Genomic DNA, 24217 nt, shown 5'->3' with positions numbered 1-24217 from the left:
CGGCGCAAGAACCGGGTGTTGGAAACCGAGATCGAGATCCTCAAGCGTGCCTCGGCGTACTTCGCACGCGAGAACATCCTCCCAAAATAGGGTTCCGGCTCGTCCATGAGCTGGCCGCCGACGGCTTCGACGTCGCGGTGGCGTGCCGGACCTTGAAGGTCTCCCGTACTGGCTACTACGCCTGGCGGACTCGTCCGCGATCCGCGCGCGCCGTCGCCGATGAGGCGCTCACGGCCACGATCGAACGCATCCATCTGGACTCACGCGGCACCTACGGCGCACCCCGCGTCCACGCCGAGCTGCGGCTCGGCCTGGGCGTGCGTGTGGGTCGCAAGCGCGTCGCCCGGCTCATGCGGGCCGCCGATTTGCAGGGCGTATGCCACCGCAGGAAGCGCCGGGGCTGGAAGCCGGCCCCGGCCCCGCACGACGACCTCGTCAAACGCCAGTTCCGTGCCGACCGCCCCAACCGGCTGTGGTTCTGCGACATCACGCAGCATCGCGCGAAGGACGGCTGGGTCTACTGCGCGGGCGTGATCGACGCCTACTCGCGTCGGATCGTGGGCTGGTCGATCTCGGACCGCATCACCGCGGACATCGTCGTCGACGCCCTCGACATGGCGCGTTGGCAGCGCCGACCCCAGCCGGGCACGATCGTCCACGCCGACCGAGGAGCGCAGTACACGAGCTGGGTCTTCGGGCACCGGCTACGCCAGGCGGGACTGCTGGGATCGATGGGGCGAGTCGCCTCGAGCGTGGACAACGCCCTCATCGAGTCGTTCTGGTCGACCATGCAACGCGAGCTGCTCGACCGCCACGACTGGATCAGCCGCACCGAACTCGCATCCGCGATGTTCGAATGGATCGAGGGCCTCTACAACCCCCGCCGCCGGCACACCTCGCTCGGCGACCTCAGCCCCGTCGAGTACGAAGCCCTTCACACCCGTGCCGCCATCGCGGCATGATCAACACACCACCCGTGTCCACGAGACCGGATCAGGCTCCGCAAGACCGCCAAATCGATGGCCTACCTCGGCACACCGAAGAGCCAGGCACCCCGCGAAAACCCCTGACAGTGCCGAACTCAAACTCGTGAGGTCACGGGATCGACGCCCGTCGGAGCCACCAGAACAGGAAGCCCCCGGAGGATCGCCTCCGGGGGCTTCTGTCGTCACCAGGTATAGGCCTCGGTGAGCTTCCACGAGCCGTCGATCTTCTCGAACATGAAGATGCGCTCCCTCTGAGTGCCCTCATAGTCGTAGTACGCCACGCAGCCAGCGGGGTCGGCCTCGCTGCACTCGCCAGCGATGAAGTCCGTGCCGACGACTCCCCACAGGTCACCGTGCCCCTGCTTCTCCATGAAGGGAACCACGCCCTCGACGCCGTCCGTCTTCGCGGCGGCGAGCATCGCGGTGAAGGTCTCCGTGAGGGAGAGCGCCTCGGCCACAGGCTCGGGCTTGGGCGTCGCCTTCGTGGTCTTCGTCGGCGCCGGCACGGCAGACTCTGTCGGCTCGGGCGTCGTCTCGACGACGGCCTCAGCGACATCCGTCGTGTCGGAGCTGGGCTCCGCAGCGACCGGCTCGACAGTCGCCACGACGAGCGCAGCCTGGGTGTCCTCGGGCGCGCCCTCAGCGGACGAGCAGCCCGCGAGGGAAAGGGTCGCTCCGATGGCGAGCGCGAGGGGCGCGAGCGTGGAGACGGTGTGGTGGGCGAGTCGCTTCACTGGGGACCTTCGTTCGGTGTGTCGGGGAGGTGGTCATGCGTATCGGCCGCCACTTGTCGCGGCCCACGAGGAGGGATTATGGCACCCAGACGCCACCCGACGCGCCTCGGCGCGCTGCCGGGGTCAGCCGCCGTTCGCGAGCACGTCGCGCAGAGCCGCGAACAGCCTCTCCCCGTCCGCGACCGTGATCGCCGTGCACGAGGCGACCGCCGCATCGGCGACCGGAGCGAAGCTCGTGGCGCCCCGCCGCTCCCCCTCGAGCACCACGCTCACATCGAAGGCGCGCTCCTCCACCACGACGCCCGGGTCGATCGCCGCGAGCACCGAGAGCGTGTCCGGGTGCGTCGAGCCGCCCACCCCGTGAGCGGTATCGAAGTCGAACGGCGCCTGGTTCGCACGCACGAAGAACTCGCCGCGACGCGTCCCGAGCGCCCGGATCTCCTCCACGCGGCCGGCATCGAAGATCCCGTCCCGCAACGTCACCGGTGACCACGTGACGAAGCGCAGCCGCGGGAAGTCGGCCGCGACCACCGCCGCAGCCGCCTCGACGTCCGCGTAGATGTTGTACTCCGCGTGCGGGGTGATGTTGCCGACCCCGTCCAGCGATCCGCCCATCACCACGAGCTCGCGCACCCGCCCCGCGAAGCTCGCGTCCCGCTCGACGGCGCGGGCAAGATTGGTGAGCGGCCCGATCGCGATGATCGCGAGCTCCCCCGGCGCCTCCGCGGTGAGACGCAGCAACGCGTCGACGGCGTGCTCAGGCTCGGCCTGCGCGTCGTTCTCCCGCCGCTGCCCACCCACGCCGTCCCCGTGGACGTCCTCCGCGCCGATCCACCCGCCCGCGAGCGCCTCCCGCTCTCCCAGGTGGACGGGGACCTCACCCAGACGACCCGCGACCTCGAGCACCAGGAAGGCGTTGTGCACCTGCTGCGCGAAGTCGACATTGCCTTGCGCGATCGTGATCGCGCGCAGGTCGGCGCGTGGGTCGAGGAGCGCGAGAAGGAGCGCGAAGCAGTCGTCCGAGGCGGTGTCGGTGTCGATCACGAGCGGCACCGGCGGGGTGGAAGGCAAGGTCATGCCGCCGACCGTAGCGAGCGAACGCGGAGGCAGCCAGCCTTGTTCATTTGCGGACACCTGCCGATACAGGATTGACTAGGGACAATCCCAGTGGAGGTGCTGCATGTCCGACAACTTCGGCCGCTACTTCGTCAACGCGATCGTCGCCGGCCTGATCGGTCGTATCGCCACCGTCATCAAGGACGAGATCGAGAAGGCCAAGCAGGAGATCTCGAAGAAGCTCCAGCGGATCGGCATCGGCGTCGGCCTGGTCATCGGGGCCGGGGTGTTCGCCTTCTTCATGGTCGGCGTCTTCATCGCCGCCGCGATCCTGGGCCTTTCCGAGGTCTGGCCCGCATGGCTCGCGGCCCTCACGGTGGGCGGCGCGCTGCTGCTGATCGTGCTGCTGCTCGCGGGCATCGGCTCGGCGCTGATCAAGAAGAACAAGGACCTCACGCCCCACGAGCAGATCGACAACATCAAGTCGACGGTCGGGATGTCCTCCTCGAAGTAGCGCCCGCCGGCGCCACGGCTCCCTCGGCCGTGGCCGCGACGCGCGGCTTGCGCTGCGCGAGCCACACGCCTGCGAGGACCACGGCGGCACCGACAGGCTCGTGCCACCTCAACTCCTCGTGGAGCACCAGGATCCCCAGCACCGTCGCCACCACGGGCACCACGTAGGTGACCGACGCGGCGGTGGTCGCTCCCGCGAGCTTCACCACGCGCCAGAACAGCACGTACGTGAAGCTGGTCCCGAGCACGCCGAGCGCGAGCAGCCCCCACAGCACCTCCGAGCCGAGCGCGAGGGTGTCCGCGGCGGGCGCCGGCGCCACGAGCGCGAACGGCAACAGCAGCATCGCGGAGATGCCGATCTGCACCGCCGACAGCGCGGTGGGGCCTTCGTCGACGCGCGCGAGCAGCATGCGCGACAAGGTGGAGCCGATGCCGTAGCAGGCCGTGGCCGCGAGCATGAGCGCGGCGCCGAGCAGAGGGATCCCGTCGATGTCCCACGCCCCCAGGAGCACGGCGATCCCGAGCGCACCGATCACCAGCCCGAGCACCTGCGCGCGGGTCGCACGCTCGTGCGGGATGAGCACCGCGACGAACAGTGCGGTCCACAGCGGCGTGGTCGCGTTGAGCAGGCTCGCCAGGATGGACGTGATGTGCTGCTGCGCGAGCGGGATCAGCACGAACGGCACCGTGGACAACCCGATCGCGACCACGCCGATGCTCGCGACGTCGCGCGCGGAGAGGCGCGGGCGGTGGCGGGTCACCAGCAGCATCGCCCACAGCACCGCCGCGCCGATCGCGAGGCGACCGAAGCCCACCTGGGTGGCGCTCAGCCCCCGCAACGCGAGCGAGATGAAGAGGAAGCTCGAGCCCCACGACACCGCCGCGACGATGAACGCGGGAACCCAGGCGCGGGCAGGAGCCGCGGTCATGCCCGTGCCGGCAGCGGCCACGCACCCTCGAGCGCGAGCATCGCCGCCTTGACCTCGGTGCCGCCGAAGCCGTAGCTGCCGAGCCTTCCGCCCGACTGCACCACCCGGTGGCACGGCACGAACGGGGCGATGTTGTTGCGCGCGCACGCAGTACCGGCCGCGCGCATGGCACGCGGACGCCCCGCCATCGTCGCGAGCTCCTGGTAGCTCACGGCGCTTCCGGAGGGCACGGTGCGCAGCTGCTCCCAGACCTCCTGGAAGAACGGTCCGCCCTGCTGCACGATCGGGACCGACGCGAGAGCGTCGCCGTCGCCGTCGAGCCAGGCCGCGATCGCGGCGGCCACGTGCGGAAGCTCGCCCGGCTCCCAGCCCCGTCCCTGCATCGGCGCAGGGAGCCCCGCGACCGTGTCGCGCATCGTCCGGAAGCCCGACGAACGGACGACGCCGTCCTCGGGCGTAGCGAGCACGGTGAGCGTGCCGAAGGGCGTCTCGTAGGACGCCCCGATGAGCGGTGCCGATGTCATGACAGCAGGCTACGACCACCGTCTGACACCCGGCACGCGCCCATCGGACATCGCGATGGGCGCGCGCCAGCGTCGTGTGTCACCGCGCGTCGACGCGCGGCACCGGCGCCCCTCCCTCAGAAGGACGCCACAGCCTGCTCGAGGCTCAGCGGCCTTCCTGTGCCGCCGCGAGGAGGGCCTGGACCTCGGCCTCGCGGAAGCGGCGGTGCCCGCCGAGCGTACGGATCGAGCTGAGCTTGCCGACCTTGGCCCAGCGGGTCACGGTCTTGGGGTCGACGCGGAAGATCGCGGCAACCTCAGAAGGGGTGAGCAGCTTCTCGGGCTCCTGCGCAGTTTCAGTCATGAAATTTCGTTCCCTCAGTCCGTGTCGAGCGCCTCGGGGGAGGCTCCTGTGTGCGATGAGACGTCCGACGGAAGCGATTATGACGGCGAAAGGTCACTGTTTCCGTAATTTCCATATTGTGACATGTACGGCGTGTCGCGCCCTCAGACTGTGCGCAGCATGTGACAGACCTCACGGCGGCTTGCGTCGCGGGCGACGATGCGCATCGGTCCGCGCGTCGCGCCGGCCGCGGCGCGCGATCCCGCTTCCAGGGCGGTCGCAACGTGCTGGACACGCGTTGTAAAGTAGGGCAGGAATGACGAGGCGGCGCCCGCACACGAGGCGCGAGAGACCGGGAGGGACGGCGACATGGGGCGAGGCCGTCAGAAGGCTAAGGACGCGAAGATCGCTCGTCAGCTCAAGTACACGAACCACGGTGGTGACCTCCGTGAGCTCGAGCGTGAGCTGACCAGCCGCGAGGCGAGCGCGCCCACCCACACCGCCGACGACTCGGACGAGTACTACGACCGCTGGGCGGACGACGAGGACTGAGTCCTCTCCCGCTCCCCACCGCACCCGCAGTGGTCGGTGGTGGTCGCTTTCCAGCCGTCGTTGCGCGCCAGTGGTAGATCAGTGTCGCTGACGCGCCCACTGCGACCCCTGGCCGGCCCTAGTCGCGCGCAGGACGCGCCGCGCCGCTCAGGGCGCGCGGGTCGTGGCGCATCGGCAGAAACGACAACCAGCGACCACTGCGGTGCGGAAACCCGCCAGAAGCGACCACCATCGACCACTTCAGTGGGGTGGCCGCGTCAGGCGATTCAGGCCCGGTACGCCCCCGAGAGCACCACGGTGCCGCCGTCGACGCCCTTGGCGCCGCGGACCACGTCGGGACCCGTGGGCAGCCCGGCGTCCGCCGACACCGACCCCAGCACCCACGCCGGCACGCCCGCGGCCGCGGAAGCCGCGATCAGCGCGTCGGCGTCCTCCGGAGCCACCACCGCGACCATGCCCACGCCCATGTTGAGCGTCGACTCCAGGTCGTTCCACGGCACGGATCCCGCCGCCTGGACCACCGAGAACACCGCGGGCAGGTCCCAGGCATCGCGCGCGACAGACGCCGCGAGGCCCTTGGGGAGCACGCGCGCGAGGTTCGCCGCGAGGCCGCCTCCCGTGACGTGGGAGAACGCACGGAGACCGGGCACCGAGGCCGCCAGGTCGACGCACAGCTGCGAGTAGATCCGCGTGGGCTCGAGGAGCTCCTCGCCCACGGTGCGACCGAGCTCGGGCACCGACGTCGAGAGCGACCAGCCCGCGTGCGCGACCACGGAGCGCACCAGCGAGTAGCCGTTGCTGTGCAGCCCGGACGAGGCCATCGCGACCACCACGTCGCCGGACCGGACCCGATCGGGGCCCAGCAGCGCCGAGGCCTCGACCACACCGATCGCCGCGCCCGCGACGTCGTAGTCGTCCGGCTCCATCACGCCCGGGTGCTCGGCGGTCTCGCCGCCCACCAGGGCGACGCCCGCCATCTCGCAGCCGACCGCGATGCCACGCACGATGTCCGCGATGCGCTCGGGCACCACCTTCCCGCACGCGATGTAGTCCGTCATGACGAGCGGCTTGGCGCCGCACACGACGATGTCGTCGACCACCATCGCGACCAGGTCCTGCCCGATCGTGTCGTGCACCCCGAGGGCCCGCGCGATGACGATCTTGGTGCCCACGCCGTCCGTCGAGGACGCGAGCAGCGGGCGGTCGTACGCCTTGAGCGCCGAGGCGTCGAAGAGCCCCGCGAACGCGCCCACGCCCCCGAGCACCTCGGGGCCGTGCGTCTTCGCCACGGCCGCCTTCATGAGCTCGACCGCGCGGTCGCCCGCGTGCGTGTCGACGCCCGCGGACGCGTAGGTGATGCCCTGCGGCTCGGTCATGGTTCAGGCCTCCACGGGCTGGGACACCAGCAGGTGCCGGGCGTTCACGGGCGGCTCGACCGGGTAGGTCCCGGTGAAGCACGCGGTGCACAGGCGCTCCTGCGCCTGCTCGGTCGCGGCGAGCATGCCCTCGAGGGAGATGTAGCCGAGCGAGTCCGCACCGATCTCGTCGCGGATCTCGTCGACCGAGTGCCCCACCGCCGCGAGCTCCTCGCGCGTGGGGAAGTCGATGCCGTAGAAGCACGGCCACTGGACGGGCGGCGAGGAGATGCGCACGTGCACCTCGGCCGCGCCCGCCTCGCGCAGCATCGCGACGAGCGCGCGCTGGGTGTTGCCGCGCACGATGCTGTCGTCGACCACGATGAGGCGCTTGCCTTCGATGACCTCGCGCAGCGGGTTGAGCTTGAGCCGGATGCCCAGCTGGCGCAGCGTCTGCGACGGCTGGATGAAGGTGCGGCCCACGTAGGCGTTCTTCACCAGGCCCTGCGCGAACGGGATGCCGGAGGCCTGCGCGTAGCCCACCGCCGCGGGGGTGCCGGACTCGGGCGTCGGGATCACCAGGTCGGCCTCGACGGGGTGCTCCTTCGCGAGCGCGCGGCCCATCGCGAGCCGCGCCATCTGCACCGAGCGTCCGGCGATGGTCGTGTCGGGACGCGCGAGGTAGACGTACTCGAAGATGCAGCCCTTGGGGTCCGCCTCCGCGAAGCGGCGCGAGCGCACGCCGGTCTCATCGATGACGATGAGCTCGCCCGGCTCGATCTCGCGCTCGTGCTTCGCACCGACGATGTCGAGCGCGGCGGTCTCCGAGGCCACCACCCAGCCGCCGGACGGCAGCGAGCCGAGCACGAGCGGACGGAAGCCCTGCGGGTCGCGCGCGGCGTACATGCGGTGCTCGTCCATGAAGACGAAGGAGAACGCGCCCTCCACCTGGGGCAGCAGGTCGATCGCGACCTCCTCGAGCGACTCGAAGCCCTCCGCGCCCAGCAGCGCGGTCACGATCGCCGTGTCCGTGCACTTGCCGCCCTTGAGGTCGAGCCGCTTGGCCATGCCCTCGCGCTCGATCAGCAGGTCGAGCAGCTGCTGGACGTTGGTGAGGTTGCCGTTGTGACCGAGCGCGATGGTGCCGTGCTCGGTGGGACCGAGCGTGGGCTGCGCGTTCGCCCACACGGAGGCGCCGGTGGTCGAGTAGCGCGTGTGGCCCACGGCCATGTGGCCCTGGAGCGCCTCGAGCGCGCCCTCGTCGAACACCTGGGAGACCAGGCCCATGTCCTTGAACACCAGGATGTTCTCGCCGTTCGAGGTCGCGATGCCCGCGGACTCCTGGCCGCGGTGCTGGAGCGCGTAGAGCCCGAAGTAGGCAAGCTTGGCGACCTCCTCGCCGGGCCCGAAGACGCCGAACACGCCGCATTCGTCCTGCGGCGCGGCCTCGCCCTGGAGGAGGTCGTGGTTCAGGCGGCCGTCGCCGCCGCGTCGGGTCGTCATCGACGTGCCGAGGGGGCTGCGGCGGTTCGTCATCGGTTCTCCTTGGTGGCGGACGATGCGCGGTCCATCGACGTGGCGAGCGCGCCGCCGATGATGGCGCCGAGCAGGCACAGCCCGAGGGCCAGCAGCACGAAGACGAGGAAGCGGCCCACGCCCGTCGAGTTGGGCAGGAAGATCGCGAGGACCGCGGCCACGATGATGCCCGCGCCCACGCCGGTGCCGATGAAGCTGCCGAACCTGGGGGCGTTCCGCACGTGCGCCGGGACGGCCACGCTCGCGAGGTCCTCCGGGACCGGGCGCTCACCGGGTGCGGGTGCGGGAGCGGTCTGCTCCTGCTCGGGGAGTCCGGACGCGGTGTCTTCCTGGGGGACGTCGCTCACGTGGCAAGTCTAGGCGGTGCCCGAACGGCCCGTGAACGGGATCCGCGGCCGGACCGGCGCGCGCACGGGACCGCATCGTCCGCTCCGCGCCCGGGACGGGGCCGGCGGCCTGACGTCCGCCGACCCCTCCCGGCCTCCCCCTCGGATGCCCGTCAGCCCTTGGTCGAGCCGGCGAGCAGGCCGCGTACGAAGTACCTCTGGAGCGAGAAGAACACGATCAGCGGGACGATGGTGCCGACGAACGCCGCCGCCGTGAGCAGCTCCCAGTCGTTGCCGCGCGTGCCCGCGAACTCCGCGATGCGTTGCGTGACCGGCGCGGTCCTCACCGTGCCGCCGGAGAACACCAGCGCGACGAGCAGGTCGTTCCACACCCACAGGAACTGGAAGATCGCCACCGACGCGATGGCCGGCACCGACAGCGGGATGACCACGCGTCGGAAGATCTGCGCGTGGTTGGCCCCGTCGACGCGCGCCGCCTCCATCACGTCGCGCGGGATCTCCGAGATGAAGTTGTGCAGCAGGAAGATCTCGAGCGGCAACGCGAAGATCGTGTGCGCGATCCACACCGCCGGGAACGTGCCGCCGATGTCGAGCCACGGGTAGTTGAAGATCTTCAGCAGCGGGATGAGCGCCATCTGGAGCGGCACGATCTGCAGCGCGAACACGAGCACGAAGATCCACGAGGACCCTCGGAAGGGGATCCACGCGAAGGCGTACGCGGCCATGAGCGCGAGCGTGATCGGGAACACCGTCGCCGGCAGCGTGATGACGATCGAGTTGATGAAGTAGACGCCGAGGCTCGCGGACGAGGCGCCGGATTCGGAGAACACCGCGGTGTAGTTGTCGAGCGTGAAGCTCGGGTTGGTGAAGATGGTCCACCAGCCGGAGTTCGCGATGTCCGTGTCGGGCCGGAAGGACGAGACGAACAGCCCGAAGGTCGGGATGGTCCACAGCGCCGCGATGACGATCGCGAAGAACGTCGCGGTGCGCGATGTCAGGCGCTTCTTGACCCGCTTGGCCTTGCCGCCGGACGGCGTCGCGTCGGCGGCGTCGACCACGGGCTCGGGTGCGATGGCGGCGCTCATCAGTGAGTCTCCTTGTGCTGTCGCAGGACCCGGATGTTGTAGATGACGATCGGCAGCACCAGGATGAAGAGCACCACCGCGAGCGCGGCGCCGATCTCGGGCTGCCCGAGCCGGAAGGCCCTGGTGTACATCTCGTTCGCGACCACGGACGTGTTGTACTGACCGCCGGTCATGGTCCGCACGATGTCGAAGACCTTGAGCGTCGAGATGGTGATGGTGGTGACCACCACCACGAGCGAGCCGCGGATCCACGGGAGCGTGACGTTCTTGAAGCGCTGCCACGCGCTCGCGCCGTCGAGCTCGGCGGCCTCGACGATCTCCGCGGGCACGCCCTTGATCGCGGCGGACAGCACCACCATCGCGAAACCGGTCTGGATCCACGCCATGACGACGAGCAGGAAGAACGTGTTCCATGGCGGCGTCTCGACGAACTGGTAGGGGGACAACCCGATCCACACGAGGATCTGGTTGAGCAGGCCGATCTGCGGGAAGCCCTCGGACCGGTACGTATACATGAAGCCCCAGATGATCGAGGCCCCCACGAACGAGATCGCCATGGGCATGAACACCAGCGACTTGAGGATCCGCTCACCCTTGGCGCGGTCGATGAACAGCGCGTAGGCGAGGCCCACCACGGTGGAGATGGTCGGCACGAACACCACCCACAGGAGCGTGTTGCGGAGCACCACCTGCCCGGTCGGGTCGGTGAAGATCGTGACGAAGTTGTCGAGCCCCACGAACTCGCCCGCCTTCGACGTGACCGACTGCCACATGGTCGAGAGCGCCGGCCAGATCATGCCGGCCGCGAGCAGCAGCATCGCCGGCAGGACGAACAGCAGCAGCTGGATCACGTCGCGACCCTTGCGTGGGGCGTTGTCGGCCAGGAACATCACCAGGCCCATCACCGCGAGGAACACCACGATCGCGATCGCGGCGAACCCGAGCTTGGGGCTCTGCTCGGTCCAGAAGCCCTCCATGCGGAGGGCGCCCTGGGCTACACCTGCGAGGGACGTCATCGTCCCCTCCCTTCGATGGCGCGATGCGCCGGCCGGGGGTCACCCGGCCGGCGCATCGCGGTTGACATCAGGACGAGGGCCACGTCCCGTCGATGAAGGCCGTGACCTCCTCCGTGGTCTTGGTGCCCTGGACCCAGTCGGTGATCCCGGTCCAGAACGAGGCGGAGCCGACCTCGGCGGGCATGAGGTCCGCGCCGTCGAACTTGAACAGCGTGTCCTCGCTCTGCAGGAGCTCGATCGCGGCGGTTCCGAGCGCGGAGCTCGCGTTCGCCGGGTCGAGGCCCTGGTTCGCGGAGATGACGCCGCCCAGGCCCACGCGGATGTTCGCCCAGGTGTCGCTCGAGAGGAACGTCTGGAACGCCACCGTGGCCGGGTCGTCGTTGAAGGCCGTGATGAACTCGCCACCGCCGGTGACGGCGTCCGGGTCGTCCGCGTTGACCTTCGGGGTGATGAAGGCCCAGATGTCGCCGTCCTCGGCGACCGTGGTGCCCTCGGGCCAGAAGCCCTCGTAGAACGAGGCCTGGTGGTGCAGCGAGCAGTTGCCGTCGAGGATCGGGAGGCCCGCGTCGCCGAACGCCGTCGAGGCGATCGTCTCGGGTCCGCCGATGCCGCCGTTGACGTAGTCGGCGTTGAGAGCGATCTCGCCGAACGTGTCGAAGGCCTCGACGATCTCCGGGTCGGAGAACTTCACGTCGCCGGCGACCCACGCGTCGTAGGTCTCGGCGCCCTGCTGCCGCAGGACGATGTCCTCGATCCAGTCGGTGCCGGGCCAGCCCGTGGCCTCACCGGACTCGAAGCCGATGCACCACGGACGGTACTGCGAGTTGTCCGCACCGTCGTCGGCCATCTGCGCGGTGAGGGCCATCATGTCGTCCCACGTCTCGGGGACCTCGTAGCCCTTCTCGGCGAACTCGGTGGGCGAGTACCAGATCCAGCCCTTGACGCTGGCCATGAGGGGCGCGGCGTAGAACGTACCGTCGACCGTGCCGTACTCCTTCCAGCTCTCGGTCCAGAACTCGTCGACGTTCGCCTCGACGGACTCGGGGGCCGGGACCACGGAGCCGCCGTTGATGAAGCGGGCCGCGAGGCCGGGCTGCGGGAAGATCGCGAGGTCCGGCGGGTCGCCGGCCTCGACGCGGACGTTCATCTGCGTCTCGAACTCCTGGTTGCCGATCCAGTCGATGGTGATCCCCGTGCAGTCGGAGAACTCCTGCCAGGACTCGACCAGGCGGTCGGCCTCGTCGTCGACCTGGGTGCCGTAGATCTCGACGGATTCGCCGTCGAACATGCCGTAGTCGGCGTAGGCCTCGCAGCCCTCGGCCATGGCGCCACCGCCACCGCCGCTGCTGTCGCCGCTGCTGCCACCGTCGGAGTCCCCGCCGGAGCAGCCGGCGAGCACGAGCCCCCCGATCGCGAGCCCCGCGACGGGTACATATAGACGTCGGTTCATGGGTGATGCGCCTCCTCTTCGTTGAGTTGCAGCCGTGCGCCCGGTCGCGAGGACACGCACGGAGCGGCGCCTGTGAGGTGGGGCCCACCGCACCCCGCCATCGCAAGCGCTTGCAATCGAACGTAGCGGCGCCCCAGGGCGCCCGCAACCTCTCAGCGACCCTCGTACGACATCGTTATCCCCGCGTGACCTGGGCCGATGCGCAATCGGGGCGTCACCCGCGGCGTCGCGCACCGCGCCCAGCCCGCCGCACCGTACAGTGAGCGCCATGATCTGGCTGGCATGGGGCCTCACGGCGATCGCCACGCTGATCGCATGCGTCCTGGGCGCCCTGCTCGCCGTCGAGCGGCGGCGCTCCCGCGCGAGCGCCGAGGAGAGCGCGCAAGCGGGCGAGGCGGCTCTCGCGCTCGCCGCCTCGAACGAGCGCGCGCGCATCGCCCGCGAGATGCACGACGTGGTCGCGCACACCCTCTCGGTCGTGGTCGCGCAGGCGGACGGCGGACGCTTCGCGGGCCGCACCGACGCCGGCGCCGCTCTGTCGAGCCTCGACACGATCGCGGACGTGAGCCGCTCCGCGCTCGCCGAGATGCGCGCGCTGCTCGGGATCCTCCGCGACGGCGACGGCGACGCGGACATGGGCCCGCAGCCGTCGCTCGCGGACATCCCTGAGCTGGTCGCGTCGATCCGCGAGGGCGGCCTCGAGGTCTCGTACGTCACCACCGGAACCCCTCGCCCCCTGCCGATCGGGGCGGGCCTGGCCGCCTACCGCATCGTCCAGGAGGCCCTCACCAACGTGCTCAAGCATGCCGGGCCGCACGTCACCGCGTTCGTGCAGCTGCGATGGGAGGACGATGCGCTGGCCGTGGCCGTCTCCGACGACGGCCGGGGCGCCGCGGCGCGCGGCGACGGCGCCGGGTTGGGCATCGCGGGGATGGCCGAGCGCGCGACCGTCTTCGGCGGCACGCTCACGGCGGGCCCGCGTGCGGGCGGCGGCTTCCTGGTGCGCGCCCGCCTGCCCCTCACCCCTCGCACCGCACCCCTGTCCGAGAAGGAGGACGCATGATCCGCGTCGCGCTCGTCGACGATCAGCAGCTCATCCGTGCGGGCTTCCGCATGGTGGTCGACTCCCAGGAGGACATGACGGTGGTCGCGGAGGCCGGCGATGGCGCCGCCGCGATCGCGACGCTGGCGGCGCTCGACCCTCCGGCGGACGTCGCGCTCGTCGACGTGCGCATGCCCGGCACCGACGGGATCGCGGCGTGCGCGGCGATCACCGGATCGTCCCCCACCAAGGTGGTGATCCTCACCACCTTCGACCTCGACGAGTACGTGGTCGCAGCCATCAAGGCGGGCGCGTCCGGCTTCCTGCTCAAGGACGCGCCGCCCGAGGACCTGCTCGCGGCGGTGCGCACGGTGCACGCGGGGGACGCGGTGATCGCGCCCTCGTCGACGCGCCGGCTGCTCGCCCGCGTCGCGGCCATGCCGGAACCGGTGGACGATGCGCGGCTCGCTTCCCTCACCGAGCGCGAGCGCGAGGTCCTGGCGCTCATGGCACGAGGGCTGTCGAACGCGGAGATCTGCGCAGAGCTGTACCTCGCCGAGCCCACCGTGAAGACGCACGTGGGCCGCGTGCTTGCGAAGCTCGGCGCGCGCGACCGCGTGCAGGCGGTGGTCATCGCGTTCGAGGCAGGCCTGGTCGCACGCGGCTGACCCGGGCATGAGCCCAACGGTTCGGCTCGCTGAGGCGTCGTACCGCTGAGGGGGTGTGCGATGAGGCGTGCCATCGGGGTCGTTGTCGGAGGGCTGCTGTTGGCTGGGTGCATGTCGCCAGCCGCCGAGATCGAGATCACGCGTCCCGCCCCCACGCCGTCCGCGGCCGTCCCGCTCGCCGAGTCCCTCAACGAGGCCGGCCTGCGCATGTTCCGGGCAGCGGCGGAGGACCAGAACCTCGCTCTGTCCCCCACCTCGATCGGGCTCGCCTTCGGCATGGTCGACGCGGGCGCGACCGGCCCGGTCGACGCGGCGCTCGACGAGGTCTTCGCGTATCCCGCCGAGGGCGACGCGCTCCTGAACGCCTTCAACTCGCTGGATCTCGCGATCGCGAGCGAGAAGGGCGACGGCGCCCCGAACGCGGAGGGCGAGACGGTGGACCTGCCGATCGTGCGGGTCGCCAACTCGGCATGGTTCGACGAGGGCTTCACCCCGGACCCCGCGTACATCGAGACGGTGCAGACGTGGTTCGGGTCCCGCGCCAGCCGACTGCCGCTCGTCCAGGACCCTGACGGCTCGCGCGAGGAGATCGACGCCTGGGTGAAGGATCGCACCGCCGGGCTCATCCCCCGGGTGATGCCCGCGTCCGTCCCCGGGCCGGACACGCGCTTCATCCTGGTGAACACGCTGTACCTCAAGGCGCAGTGGTGGAGCCCGTTCAGCGAGGCCGGCACCGACGAGGACGACTTCACGCGGCTCGACGGGTCCACCGCCACCGCGGAGCTCATGGGGCAGTCGCTCACGGCCTCGTACGCGACCACCCCGTCCTACGACGCCGCCGTGCTGCCGTACGTGGGCGACCTCGAGATGGTGCTGATCGTGCCGCGCGAGGGCCGGTTCGACGAGGTCCGTGACGGCCTCGAGGTCGCGGCGCTCGACCAGCTCGACGAGTCCCTCGCCACCGGATACGTCAGGGTGCGGCTCCCCCGGTTCGAGACGGAGTCGCGCGTGGACCTGCGCGAGATCCTCACCGACCGCATGGGCATCGGCGGGCTGTTCGGCGAGATCGGGCTCGACGGCATCGGACCCGAGCTCGAGGTGGACGCCGCCGTCCACGCGACCAAGGTGATCGTGGACGAGGAGGGCACGGAGGCCGCGGCCGCGACCGTGATCTCGGGGATCGCGGGATCCATGCCGCCCGAGCTCGACGCGGAGATCATCGCCGACCGTCCCTTCCTCTACGTGGTCCGGGACACCGGGACCGGCGCGATCCTCTTCGTCGGGCAGTACGTGGACCCGGCCGGCGAGTAGCCGTCATACCTGGGTATCACGCGAGAACGGTGCGAGGGGACGATGCGCGGGCGAGCGGGCCGTCGATAGGTTCGCTGGCATGGACCACCAGGGGGATGAGGCGCTCGCCGTCCGAGCGCGCGGCCTGACCAAGACCTATGGGAGCGGCGGCGCCGCGGTGCGCGCCGTCGACCATGTCGACCTCGACGTTCCTGCGGGCGTGCTCACCGCGGTCATGGGGCCGTCCGGCTCCGGCAAGACCACGCTCGTCCACCTGCTCGCCGGCCTCGACCGCCCCGACGGCGGTCAGGTGTGGGTGGGCGGGGATGAGATCACCGCGATGAAGGACCGCGCGCTGGCGAAGGTGCGCGGGCGCATCATCGGGTTCGTCTTCCAGGGCTTCAACCTGCTGCAGACCATGACGGCGCGCGAGAACATCGTGCTGCCGCTGCGGCTCAACGCGCTTCCCCCTGACGACGCCTGGCTCGACGCGCTGGTCGACATGCTGGGCATCGGACGCGAGCTCGAGCGCCGCCCGTACGAGATGTCGGGAGGGCAGCAGCAGCGCGTCGCGATCGCGAGGGCGCTCATCACCAAGCCGCGCATCGTGCTCGCCGACGAGCCCACCGGCAACCTCGACACCCACGCGAGCGCGGAGATCCTCGCGCACCTGCGGCAGTCGTGCCGGGAGCTCGGGCAGTCGGTGGTGATGGTGACGCACGATCCGACGGCGGCGTCCTACGCCGGTCGCGTGCTGCTGTTCGCGGACGGCAAGGTCGCCGGTCACGTCACGGACCCCACGCCCGACGCGGTGCTGGCCGGGCTGGACGCGCTGGCCGGGGTCGAGCGATGAGGGGCGCGGCGGCGCTGGTCGCGGGCATCGTCGGCGGCGCGGTGATGGCGGCGCAGGTGCCGTGGCACCTCGACGACTGCGCGTCGATCTGCGCCATGGCCTCCGATCCCGTCACGGGGCGCTCGGTCGCCACGCTCGTGATCTTCCTCGCGATCCCCGCCGCGCTGCTCACCGCGGTGCTCGTGTGGACGCTCGGGATCCGGCCCGGCTCCGCGCACGAGGCGGCGGTGCGCGCCGCGCTCGGCGAGGCAGCTCACGCAGGAGTGCGCCGCGCTGCGCTCATCGGCCTGCGCGACGGCGCCGCGGTGGCCGCCGCCGCGTACGCGATCGCCGGCTCGCTCCACGTCTCGCAGGAGACCTCGCACGGCTGGGAGCCGTTCTCGACCTTCACCGACCTGTGGACCACGCGCGCGGTCGAGGCCGTGCTGCTGACGCTCGCCCTCACGGTCGCGCACGCGCTGGCGGTCTGGCGCCCGCAGCGTTCGCCAGCCGAGCGCCTTCGCGAGGACGCCGAGCCGCTCGCTCCCGCCCGCTTCGGTCGGGGCGCACGGATCGCTGCGGGCATCGGCGCCACGGCGGCGGGTGTGGTCGTGGGTCTCGCCCTCACGACCGACCAGGGCGGGGCATCCGCGGTCGTGGCCGCGGGCGTCGCCTATGCGGTCGCATGGGTCGCGGCCATCGGCCTCGTGCTCGGCGCGGTGCTGCCGTGGGCGCGCACGCTCGCGCCGCGGTTCGTCGCGCTCGCGGCGGGGCTGAGCGACGGCGCCGGGGCGCCGAGGTTGGCAGCCGTGCTGGCGGCACGCGCATCGTCCCCGACCAGGGCGGCGGGGCGCGCGGTGATGGCTGTCGGGGCGATCGCCTTCGCGCTCGCGGCGTGGCTGGTGGTGCCCACGGGGGTCCAGCAGAGCGACCGGCTGGCGATGACGCTCATGGTGGACGCGGACGCGCCGGACCTGTCCGAGCAGATCGCGGAGCTGGACGGGGTCGAGCGCGTGGTGGTGGGCGACGTGGTGAGCGGCGTCGAGCGCACACACACCGTCGTCGCCCTCGACCCGTCCGACCTCGCCGGCGTCGACGACGACCTCGCCCGCGCGCTGAGGACGCACCCGGACGCCGTCGTCTCGAGCGCGACCAGCCTGAACGACCTCCAGGCCGATGCGATCGACCCGGACGGGATCGTCCCGTCGGTGCACAGCTCGGAGTCCTACGTCGGCGCCGCAGGCATCGACGCCCCCGGGCTCGGCACGGCGTACCTGGTCTACGTCGAGGCCGGCGCCGCCCGCGAGGCGATCGGCATGGCCGTCGCAGACCTCGACACGGGAGAGGCCTCGTGGGCATCGTCGTCGTTCCGCTACAGCGACGAGCCGGGCACCTGGCAGGGCGTCGCGCCCGCCTCCGTCGCGCTCGTGCTGCTGCTCGCGCCCCTCGCGCTCGGCGCGGTGCGGGCCGGCGGTCGGGACGCCGCGATGCTCGCCGCGCTCGGCGTCGAGGCGCGCATCGTGCGGCAGGCCCTCGCGATCGAGGGCGCGGTCGTGGCGTCGGTCGCGGTCGCGGCCGGTGCCGCTGCCGGGGTCGTCACCCGCATGACGATGTCGGGCCTGGGCGCCGCGCGACGCTCGCTCGGCGGGATCCTCACCGATTCCTATCCCGCGCTGATGCTCGAGTCCGTGCCGTGGAGCCACGTGGTCATGTGGGGCGTCCTCATCTTCGCGGCCTTCGTCTCGGTCACGGCGCTCGCCGCCTCCGCGATCCACCTGGGCACGCCCGCCGAGGCGCTGCGCGACAGCGAGGCCGTGCGATGAGGGCCGCGGCGTCGTGGGCGCTCGTGGTGGCTGGCTTCGGGCTCGGGCTGGTCGCGCCGCCGCTGTGGCAGCCGGCCGATGGCGGCTTCGGATTCTCGCCGATGCTCGGGATCGCCTTCCTGCCCGTGCTGACGGGCCTCATCGGGGCGGTGACGGGCACGCTTCGCGCGGCGCACCTGGCGACCCGGCGTGCCGAGCTCGCCTCGCGGCGTGCGCTCGGGCAGTCCCGCGCGTCCCTGGTCGGCGCCGAGGCGCGACGCGGCGTCGTCGCCGGTGGCGCGTGGGGCCTCGGCGCACTGCTCGCCGGCTCGGTCACGCGGCAGCTGGTCGCGGGCTTCGGCGGCACGGCACCCGACTGGCTGGCAGCGGTGACGCTCACGTTCTTCGCGATCGCCCTGGTCTCGGGCGCGGCGCTCGGGTGGACCGCAGCCGCGGCGTGGGCCACGCGCGGTCGGGGCGAGGACGATGCGCCCGCGGGTCGCGCGCGCCGCCGCCTGCGGTGGACGTGGGTCGCGGGAGGGTTCGCGCTGCTCGGCCTCGCGTGCGTCGCGACCGGCTGGCCCGACGTCTACTCCGCGCCATTCGAGGTCGTCGTCGCGATCGCGGCGGCCATCGGGATGTACCTCGCCCTCCCCACGCTCCTGGTGCGGTGGGGCGCGCTGCTCGGCGCGCGCATCGTCACACGGTTCGCGGCGCTCCTGGGGAAGGGCGCGAACCCCGCGAGCCCGCGAGCGCTGGGGGCGCACGCGCTGGTGCGCCCCGCACCGCTGCGCGCGGCGGCGATCGGAGCCATCGGGTTCGTGGTCGCAGCGGCGGCCGGCGCGACCGTCGCGATCAACGGCAACGCGGCGCGCAACGACGTGGCGCAGACGCTGGCGCCCGACGCGGTGGTGGCCTCGGTCCCCACGCTCGGCGAGGATGCGGGCTCCGCCGCGGCCGCGCCCGGCTGGGCGCCGGCGCTCGACCCCGGGATCGTCGCCGCGCTCGAGGCAGACCCCCGGCTGGTGGTGGTTCCGGCCGCCGCGCTCACCACGTCCGTGGCGCCGCTTCCCGCCGACCTCGCGAACTACGACGGCCAGCTGGGCGGCGGCGGCACGCTGCTGGCGGTCGAGAACGACTCTCTCGACGGGCTCGGCGCGCACAGTCTGCGCGCGGCCTACCTGGACGATGCCGTGGCGATCGACGTCGCACCCGAGCTGCTGGTGGTCGGCGACGTCGAGGTTCGGGTCGACACCCCTGCGGTCGCGGCGCCCTTCGCGGCGATCGAGCGGACGTGGGCGGAGGAGACCTTCGGTCCGGCGCCGGACTCCGCGCTGCTGGTCTACGCGGCGTCGAGCGTGCCCCGGATGCCGGGCGACGCGTCGCAGGCGAGCGACGTCCACGACATCCTTGCCGAGCACCTGCTCGGGGATGCCTACGAGTCGAACGGACTCGACTACTACTGGCTCGAGGAGTCGCGTGCCGACGCGTGGAGCCTCACGTTCCTCGCCGGTCCGTTCCTGCTGGGCGCAGTCGCCATCGTGGTGGTGCTCGCGGCAGCGACGCAGCGGCTGCGCGCGCGAGAGCACGCGACGCTGATCGCCCTGGGGGCTCAGGCGGGGACGATGCGCGCCGCGGCGGCGCTCGAGGCAGCCGTGGTGACGGGCGTCGGCGCGGTGCTCGGGCTCGTCGCCGGGCTCACGCTCGGGCTGGCAACCTCCTCCCTGAACGGCGCCGGCGGCTGGGGCATCCGGCTCTGGAACGTCGGACTCGACCTGACCCAGGTGCCCTGGGCGGCGCTCATCGGGCTCGCCGTGGTGTCCGTCGGGCTCGCGGCCGGGCTTGCTGCTCTGGTCCGCGTGCGTGCGGACGCGATGAGCCCCGCGGAGCAGCTGCGCGCTGCGGAGAAGGAGGGCGTGCTGTGATCCTCGACCTCATGAAGGCGCAGGCCCGAGCTCATCGGGGCTACCTCGCCTGGACCGCCGCGATGCTTACGCTCGGCGTCTCGCTCGCGGGCTACGCCGCCTTCTCCGCTGCGCAGCAGGATGCCGTCGACATGAACGCGGCCGAGGCGTATGGCCTGGCAGGCGGATGGTCCCGGGACGTCTACGTCACCGCGCTGGGCGATGGGGCCTCGACCATGCGCGGAGAGCTCGACGCTGCGCTCGATGCCGCCGACGCCGAGGGCGCCGAGACGGCGGCGATGCTGCGGACCTCGATCCTCACCCTGGAGGTGCCGGGGCGCGGGAGCCGCTGGAGCATGTGGAGCGTCGCGGGGACGCGCGGGAACGTCGACTGGGACACGCTGCTGCTCTCGGGCGAGGCACCCGGGCCGGGCGAGGTCGCCCTCGATGCGTGGTGGGAGTCGCAGGGCGGGGTTGCGATCGGCGACCCGGTGGAGGTCCACGGGGAGGTCTGGTATGACGAGCCCGAGTGGGAGGTGCTCGACCTCGGCACGCTCACCGTCTCGGGCTTCCTGCGACCGGGCGCCGAGGGCCGCTACGCCATCCAGCCCCCCGACGCCGTGCTCGCATGGGACGACGCGTGGGACATCCTCCACTCATGGCACGAGGCGCAGACCGATCCCGAGGCCGCGCTGTGGGGCGACGGGGTCGAGGTCGGCGCACAGGCCGTGACCCCGGCACTCGAAGCCGTCGGCGGATCGGGATGGTCGCCGTGGTTCGGCAGCAGCCGCCCGAGCGGCCGTATCCAGGTGCTCGCCGTCACCAGCATCGTCCTCGCGGTCGCGATGATCGGGATGGCCTTCGCGGTGGGGCGTTCGCAGGCGCAGTCACGTACCGGTTGGGTCGCCACGGCACGCGTCCTGGGCGCGCGACGCTCCGCGATCGCGGCGGCCGCTGCCGCCGAGGTGCTGCTGGTGGGGCTGTTCGCGGGAGTCCTCGGGACGGCGATCGCGTGGGGAGCGGTCGCGGCCGAGTACGCGACCTTCGCCGCCTCCCACCCCGACTCCCTCATCCCGGCGGGCCTCGAGCTCGCCCCGTGGCTGCCGCCCGCGATCGCGTCGCTCGGGCTCGTCATGGCAGCGATCCTCGGCGCGATCCCGGCATTCTGGGCGGCGCGGGTCCCTCCCGCCGCGGCGCTCAGGCCCGTGGTGCCCGTGACCGAGGCGCCGGCCGGACCGCGAGCGCCGTCGACGTGGATCTACGGAGCCTGGGTCGCGCTGTTCCTGACGCTCGTGATGGTCGCGTGGCCCAGCCACCTGACCGGAGCCCGGCTCACCGCGGTCTCGGTGCTCGCTCCGGCGGTGGTGATCGCCACGGTCCCGATGCTCATGCGGACGGCGGGCCTGCTCGTGGCGCACGCCGGCCGTCGGCTCGCGGGAGGTGTGCTGCCGTGGGAGGTCGCGGCGGGCGACGCGCTGCTCGGACGGCTTCGCATCGCGGCGCTCCCGGCAGGCGTGGTGGCGATCGGCGTCGCGGCGCTGACCGGGGCCGTGGCGTGGCACGTGCTCGCGGCGGCCGGCGAGCTCGAGGCCGGGGGCTCGACGCTCGGTGCGTGGGGATGGCTGCCTGCAGGATCCACCTCCCTCATCGCGTCGATGTTCAGCGACGCGTACATGGCCGTCGCCTTGACGGGTCTGGGCGTGCTGGTGCTCGTCGCCTTCGCGGCCTTCGCCTCCGGCGCCCGGGCCTCCGAGGCCGAGGACGAGGCGCGCAGGGCGCTGGGGCTCGCCGCGGGCACCGCCCGAGCCGCGATGGCGCTCCGCTTCGCCGTGCCGGTCCTCATCGGCGTCGGGCTCGGGGTGGTCACCGGGGTCGCGGGCGTGCTCCTCACCTTCCATGGGCCGACCTTCGAGGAGGCGCTGCCGCTCGGCTACGAGGGCGTGCTCGTGCCGCAGGTCGCCGGTCCGGCGTGGGCCCTCGCCCATGCGGGCAACCTGATCGCGCCGCTCGTCGCCATGGCGCTCACCGCCGTCGCCGCGACCGCGACGGGCGCCGTTGTGGCGGCCGCGACGATGGTCCGCTCTTCCCAGCCCCAGAAGGAGTCGCTTCGATGATCCGTCAGCTCATGCGCGAGCAGGCGCGCGCGCAGCGCGCGTACCTCTCCTGGACGGGCGGCTTCATCGCGGTGACCGTCGCGATCGTGGCGTTCGTCGGGGTCATCGCGCTCCAGCAGTTCCGTGTGGTCGCCTACGCCGAGGGCGTGTTCGGGCTCGACGGCGAGTGGACCCGCTCGATCGAGCTCGGACAGCACTACGACGCCCTGGGCGACGCCCCGACGCTCGACGAGCTCGACCGGGTGCTCGACTCCGCCGATGCGGACGGCGCAGTCACCTCCGGTCTTCACGAGGTGACCGGGCTGGGCTTCTGGCTGCCCGGCGCGACCGAGTTCGACGAGGCGGGCTTCCCCGCGGCTCGGATGGCGGCGGAGCCTGCGGGGGTGCGCGGCGCCATCGACTGGGACGCGCTGCTGATCGAGGGCGACGCGCCGTCGTACGGCGAGGTGGTGCTGGATGCCTCCTGGGCCGAGGGAGTCGGGGTCGCGGTCGGAGACACCGTTGCCGCGATGTGGAACGGGGAGCTGGCCGATGGCCCCGCGTGGGACGAGGCCGCGTCGCTCATGGTCTCCGGCCTCATGCGCACGTCCTCCGAGGGGCGCTACGGCTCGAGGGAACCGCTCGCCCTGCTCGACTGGGAGCAGTCGTTCGACCTCGGCGACCGCGACCACGTCGAGGTCGCGGCGCAGCGGTCCACCCCGGACCTCGAGGCCCTCGCCGGGTGGCCTGGGTCGCCGAGCTTCGAGGCGGACACGTCGGCGGCACGTTGGACCGTCCTTGGCCTCACGGCCCTGGTGCTCGCGATCGGGCTCGCCGGCATGGCGTTCGCCGCGGGACGTGCGCAGGCGCAGGCCCGGACGCGGTGGGTCGCGACGGCACGCGTGCTCGGCGCCCGCACTTCCGCGATAGTCGCCGCGACCGTGGCCGAGGTTCTCGCGGTCGGCATGATCGCGGGCCTGGGCGGGCTCGCCATCGGATGGGGCGCCGCCCGCATCGACTGGGCGCTCTACGTGGGCGCTCACGCCGATGCTCTGCTCCCGGCCGCGCCGGCGTTGGACCCCTGGCTCGCCGGGGCCGGGCTCACGCTCGCCCTGGTCCTTGCGGGCATCGTCGGCGGGATCCCCGCGTTCTGGGCCTCCCGCGTCGAGCCTGTCGCCGCGCTCAAGCCGGTCTCTCCGGTGACGACCGGCCGCTCGGCCAGCGCGTACCGCCCCATAGGTCTCCACCTTGCGTGGGCGGCCTCGCTCGCGGCGGTCGCGCTCACCATCATGCCCACCCTGCTCGACAGCAGCAGGCTCGGGTTCGTCGGGCCCCTGGTCCCCGGGATCGGCGCCGTGTGCGCGGTCGCGGCCGGCCTCCTGTCCGTCGCCGTCGTGGTCTCCTGGAGCCGCCGAGCCGCCGCCCTGGCGGGGCGCCGGCTCGTGCGGTCGGCGCGCCCCTGGGCGCTGTCCGCGGGGCTCGCGCTCGAGGGTCGGCCACGACAGGCCTCGGGCCCCGCAGCGGTGCTCGGCGTCGCGGCCGCCGTCCTCGTCGGAGTGCAGACGTGGGCCGCGCTCTACGTCTGGTCGCAAGGCGGCGGGTACAACGCCGACGCGTGGCCGGCGAGCACGGCCTGGTTCCCGGACGCCCTGCTCTACCCGCAGTTCGCCTACTCGGGGCTGAGCCTCATCCCCGCTGTCGCGGCGCTCAGCTTCGGGGCTCTCACGCTCGTCGCGCTCGGCTCCCACCTGGCGACCGCCCGCGCGCATCGTGACGATGCCATCGCGCAGGGCGCGCTGGGTCTCACCCGCCGCGACGCCCGGCTGGCAAACGCACTCGTGCTCGGCGTGCCGATCGCCCTCGCGATCCTGATCGGCGCGGCCATGGGAATCGTGGTCGCGGTCGCCAGCTTCGCCGGCTACGACACCGGGACCGTCGAGGAGGCCGCCCCCGGCATCATGATGCCGCGGCTCATCGGACCTCTCTGGGCCCTTGGCCACGTGTCGCACGCCATCATCCCGGTGGCCGGCGTGGTGCTCATCGGCCTCGCGTGGATCGCGGCGGCCTCGGCGCTCGCGGCCGCCCTGACCCCGATCGGGAGCCGCGAGCGGGTCGCGGCGTGACGGGAGTGCCGCTCGCTGGCGGGACCTGAGGGTCGGATCCGTCCCGGATCCGGCACCT

General features: G+C 72.1%; 22 protein-coding genes. 11 read left to right on the top strand and 11 right to left on the bottom strand.

Annotated features, from left to right (window positions below; translation table 11 throughout):
- Window positions 1-962: IS3 family transposase (locus AOM06_RS07950; RefSeq protein WP_156163627.1), on the top strand; the 962-nt coding region annotated here is incomplete at its 5' end.
- A gap of 206 nt (window positions 963-1168) precedes the next feature.
- On the opposite strand, the gene AOM06_RS07945 is transcribed toward AOM06_RS07950, so the two are convergent.
- The gene (locus tag AOM06_RS07945) at window positions 1169-1720 is read right to left on the bottom strand and encodes a hypothetical protein (RefSeq protein ID WP_062304338.1); all 552 of its coding nucleotides are present in this window, start codon (window positions 1718-1720) and stop codon (window positions 1169-1171) included.
- Window positions 1721-1843: 123 nt separating this feature from the next.
- Window positions 1844-2797 (bottom strand): nucleoside hydrolase, encoded by a 954-nt coding sequence (locus AOM06_RS07940; protein ID WP_062304335.1) that lies wholly within the window; start codon window positions 2795-2797, stop codon window positions 1844-1846.
- 103 nt (window positions 2798-2900) lie between these two features.
- Between AOM06_RS07940 and AOM06_RS07935 the strand changes: the two genes are divergently transcribed.
- Window positions 2901-3290 (top strand): phage holin family protein, encoded by a 390-nt coding sequence (locus AOM06_RS07935; protein ID WP_062304332.1) that lies wholly within the window; start codon window positions 2901-2903, stop codon window positions 3288-3290.
- Here the strand turns inward: AOM06_RS07935 and AOM06_RS07930 are convergent.
- The 3 genes from AOM06_RS07930 to AOM06_RS07920 all read right to left on the bottom strand — a co-directional run bounded on the left by AOM06_RS07930 (window position 3256) and on the right by AOM06_RS07920 (window position 5085).
- Window positions 3256-4239: a DMT family transporter gene (locus AOM06_RS07930; RefSeq protein WP_062304328.1), complete on the bottom strand. Its 984-nt coding sequence runs from the start codon at window positions 4237-4239 to the stop codon at window positions 3256-3258. The genes AOM06_RS07935 and AOM06_RS07930 overlap by 35 nt on opposite strands.
- Window positions 4215-4742, bottom strand: a complete 528-nt coding sequence (locus tag AOM06_RS07925; RefSeq protein WP_062304325.1) for a methylated-DNA--[protein]-cysteine S-methyltransferase — start codon at window positions 4740-4742, stop codon at window positions 4215-4217. Before AOM06_RS07925 ends, AOM06_RS07930 begins: the two co-directional genes overlap by 25 nt.
- A 145-nt stretch (window positions 4743-4887) precedes the next feature.
- Complete coding sequence (locus AOM06_RS07920; RefSeq protein WP_042215779.1) at window positions 4888-5085, bottom strand: BldC family transcriptional regulator; 198 nt, start codon at window positions 5083-5085, stop codon at window positions 4888-4890.
- Between the two features lie 348 nt (window positions 5086-5433).
- On the opposite strand from AOM06_RS07920, the gene AOM06_RS07915 reads away from it, so the two are divergent.
- Window positions 5434-5616 (top strand): DUF3073 family protein, encoded by a 183-nt coding sequence (locus AOM06_RS07915; RefSeq protein ID WP_062304322.1) that lies wholly within the window; start codon window positions 5434-5436, stop codon window positions 5614-5616.
- A gap of 266 nt (window positions 5617-5882) precedes the next feature.
- Here AOM06_RS07915 and purM read toward each other — a convergent pair whose 3' ends face one another.
- The 6 genes from purM to AOM06_RS07885 all read right to left on the bottom strand — a co-directional run bounded on the left by purM (window position 5883) and on the right by AOM06_RS07885 (window position 12405).
- Complete coding sequence (gene purM, locus AOM06_RS07910; protein ID WP_062304320.1) at window positions 5883-6992, bottom strand: phosphoribosylformylglycinamidine cyclo-ligase; 1110 nt, start codon at window positions 6990-6992, stop codon at window positions 5883-5885.
- Between the two features lie 3 nt (window positions 6993-6995).
- Window positions 6996-8507, bottom strand: coding sequence for an amidophosphoribosyltransferase (purF, locus tag AOM06_RS07905; protein WP_228372891.1), 1512 nt, complete (start codon window positions 8505-8507; stop codon window positions 6996-6998).
- Window positions 8504-8854, bottom strand: a complete 351-nt coding sequence (locus tag AOM06_RS07900; RefSeq protein ID WP_062304317.1) for a hypothetical protein — start codon at window positions 8852-8854, stop codon at window positions 8504-8506. The genes purF and AOM06_RS07900 overlap by 4 nt, the downstream gene beginning before the upstream one ends.
- 152 nt (window positions 8855-9006) lie before the next feature.
- Window positions 9007-9939 carry a carbohydrate ABC transporter permease gene (locus tag AOM06_RS07895; RefSeq protein WP_062304315.1) on the bottom strand — a complete coding sequence of 311 codons (933 nt, stop codon included), beginning with the start codon at window positions 9937-9939 and terminating at the stop codon, window positions 9007-9009.
- Window positions 9939-10916 carry a carbohydrate ABC transporter permease gene (locus AOM06_RS07890; protein WP_062304313.1) on the bottom strand — a complete coding sequence of 326 codons (978 nt, stop codon included), beginning with the start codon at window positions 10914-10916 and terminating at the stop codon, window positions 9939-9941. The genes AOM06_RS07895 and AOM06_RS07890 overlap by 1 nt, the downstream gene beginning before the upstream one ends.
- A 106-nt stretch (window positions 10917-11022) precedes the next feature.
- The gene (locus tag AOM06_RS07885) at window positions 11023-12405 is read right to left on the bottom strand and encodes an ABC transporter substrate-binding protein (protein WP_062304310.1); all 1383 of its coding nucleotides are present in this window, start codon (window positions 12403-12405) and stop codon (window positions 11023-11025) included.
- 268 nt (window positions 12406-12673) lie between these two features.
- On the opposite strand from AOM06_RS07885, the gene AOM06_RS07880 reads away from it, so the two are divergent.
- The 8 genes from AOM06_RS07880 (at window position 12674) to AOM06_RS07845 (ending at window position 24159) form a co-directional block, all read left to right on the top strand.
- Window positions 12674-13468: a sensor histidine kinase gene (locus AOM06_RS07880; RefSeq protein ID WP_062304308.1), complete on the top strand. Its 795-nt coding sequence runs from the start codon at window positions 12674-12676 to the stop codon at window positions 13466-13468.
- Window positions 13465-14115, top strand: a complete 651-nt coding sequence (locus AOM06_RS07875; protein WP_062304306.1) for a response regulator — start codon at window positions 13465-13467, stop codon at window positions 14113-14115. Before AOM06_RS07880 ends, AOM06_RS07875 begins: the two co-directional genes overlap by 4 nt.
- A 111-nt stretch (window positions 14116-14226) precedes the next feature.
- Window positions 14227-15426, top strand: coding sequence for a serpin family protein (locus AOM06_RS07870; protein WP_062304304.1), 1200 nt, complete (start codon window positions 14227-14229; stop codon window positions 15424-15426).
- 79 nt (window positions 15427-15505) lie between these two features.
- A complete protein-coding gene (locus AOM06_RS07865; RefSeq protein ID WP_062304302.1) occupies window positions 15506-16258 on the top strand; it encodes an ABC transporter ATP-binding protein in 753 nt (250 codons plus the stop codon).
- Window positions 16255-18060: a hypothetical protein gene (locus AOM06_RS07860; RefSeq protein WP_062304300.1), complete on the top strand. Its 1806-nt coding sequence runs from the start codon at window positions 16255-16257 to the stop codon at window positions 18058-18060. Before AOM06_RS07865 ends, AOM06_RS07860 begins: the two co-directional genes overlap by 4 nt.
- Window positions 18057-19964: an FtsX-like permease family protein gene (locus tag AOM06_RS07855; protein ID WP_062304299.1), complete on the top strand. Its 1908-nt coding sequence runs from the start codon at window positions 18057-18059 to the stop codon at window positions 19962-19964. The genes AOM06_RS07860 and AOM06_RS07855 overlap by 4 nt, the downstream gene beginning before the upstream one ends.
- Window positions 19961-22057 carry an FtsX-like permease family protein gene (locus tag AOM06_RS07850; protein WP_062304296.1) on the top strand — a complete coding sequence of 699 codons (2097 nt, stop codon included), beginning with the start codon at window positions 19961-19963 and terminating at the stop codon, window positions 22055-22057. Before AOM06_RS07855 ends, AOM06_RS07850 begins: the two co-directional genes overlap by 4 nt.
- Window positions 22054-24159: an FtsX-like permease family protein gene (locus AOM06_RS07845; RefSeq protein ID WP_062304293.1), complete on the top strand. Its 2106-nt coding sequence runs from the start codon at window positions 22054-22056 to the stop codon at window positions 24157-24159. Before AOM06_RS07850 ends, AOM06_RS07845 begins: the two co-directional genes overlap by 4 nt.
- Window positions 24160-24217: the final 58 nt, after the last annotated feature.

The organism is Demequina subtropica, assembly GCF_000971235.1.
GTDB lineage: Bacteria > Actinomycetota > Actinomycetes > Actinomycetales > Demequinaceae > Demequina > Demequina subtropica.
The sequence above is the reverse complement of the archived record's forward strand: the minus strand, read 5'-3'. Positions and strand labels throughout refer to the sequence as shown.

Bases quoted from the DNA above. Each gene is read 5' to 3' on its own strand.
- AOM06_RS07865 (WP_062304302.1), top strand. From the start codon at position 15,506: ATGGACCACCAGGGGGATGAGGCGCTCGCCGTCCGAGCGCGCGGCCTG.
- purF (WP_228372891.1), bottom strand. From the start codon at position 8,507: ATGACGAACCGCCGCAGCCCCCTCGGCACGTCGATGACGACCCGACGC.
- AOM06_RS07890 (WP_062304313.1), bottom strand. From the start codon at position 10,916: ATGGAGGGCTTCTGGACCGAGCAGAGCCCCAAGCTCGGGTTCGCCGCG.
- AOM06_RS07925 (WP_062304325.1), bottom strand. From the start codon at position 4,742: ATGACATCGGCACCGCTCATCGGGGCGTCCTACGAGACGCCCTTCGGC.
- AOM06_RS07875 (WP_062304306.1), top strand. From the start codon at position 13,465: ATGATCCGCGTCGCGCTCGTCGACGATCAGCAGCTCATCCGTGCGGGC.
- AOM06_RS07845 (WP_062304293.1), top strand. From the start codon at position 22,054: ATGATCCGTCAGCTCATGCGCGAGCAGGCGCGCGCGCAGCGCGCGTAC.
- AOM06_RS07895 (WP_062304315.1), bottom strand. From the start codon at position 9,939: ATGAGCGCCGCCATCGCACCCGAGCCCGTGGTCGACGCCGCCGACGCG.
- AOM06_RS07880 (WP_062304308.1), top strand. From the start codon at position 12,674: ATGATCTGGCTGGCATGGGGCCTCACGGCGATCGCCACGCTGATCGCA.
- AOM06_RS07870 (WP_062304304.1), top strand. From the start codon at position 14,227: ATGTCGCCAGCCGCCGAGATCGAGATCACGCGTCCCGCCCCCACGCCG.
- AOM06_RS07920 (WP_042215779.1), bottom strand. From the start codon at position 5,085: ATGACTGAAACTGCGCAGGAGCCCGAGAAGCTGCTCACCCCTTCTGAG.
- AOM06_RS07935 (WP_062304332.1), top strand. From the start codon at position 2,901: ATGTCCGACAACTTCGGCCGCTACTTCGTCAACGCGATCGTCGCCGGC.
- AOM06_RS07855 (WP_062304299.1), top strand. From the start codon at position 18,057: ATGAGGGCCGCGGCGTCGTGGGCGCTCGTGGTGGCTGGCTTCGGGCTC.
- purM (WP_062304320.1), bottom strand. From the start codon at position 6,992: ATGACCGAGCCGCAGGGCATCACCTACGCGTCCGCGGGCGTCGACACG.
- AOM06_RS07915 (WP_062304322.1), top strand. From the start codon at position 5,434: ATGGGGCGAGGCCGTCAGAAGGCTAAGGACGCGAAGATCGCTCGTCAG.
- AOM06_RS07885 (WP_062304310.1), bottom strand. From the start codon at position 12,405: ATGAACCGACGTCTATATGTACCCGTCGCGGGGCTCGCGATCGGGGGG.
- AOM06_RS07860 (WP_062304300.1), top strand. From the start codon at position 16,255: ATGAGGGGCGCGGCGGCGCTGGTCGCGGGCATCGTCGGCGGCGCGGTG.
- AOM06_RS07940 (WP_062304335.1), bottom strand. From the start codon at position 2,797: ATGACCTTGCCTTCCACCCCGCCGGTGCCGCTCGTGATCGACACCGAC.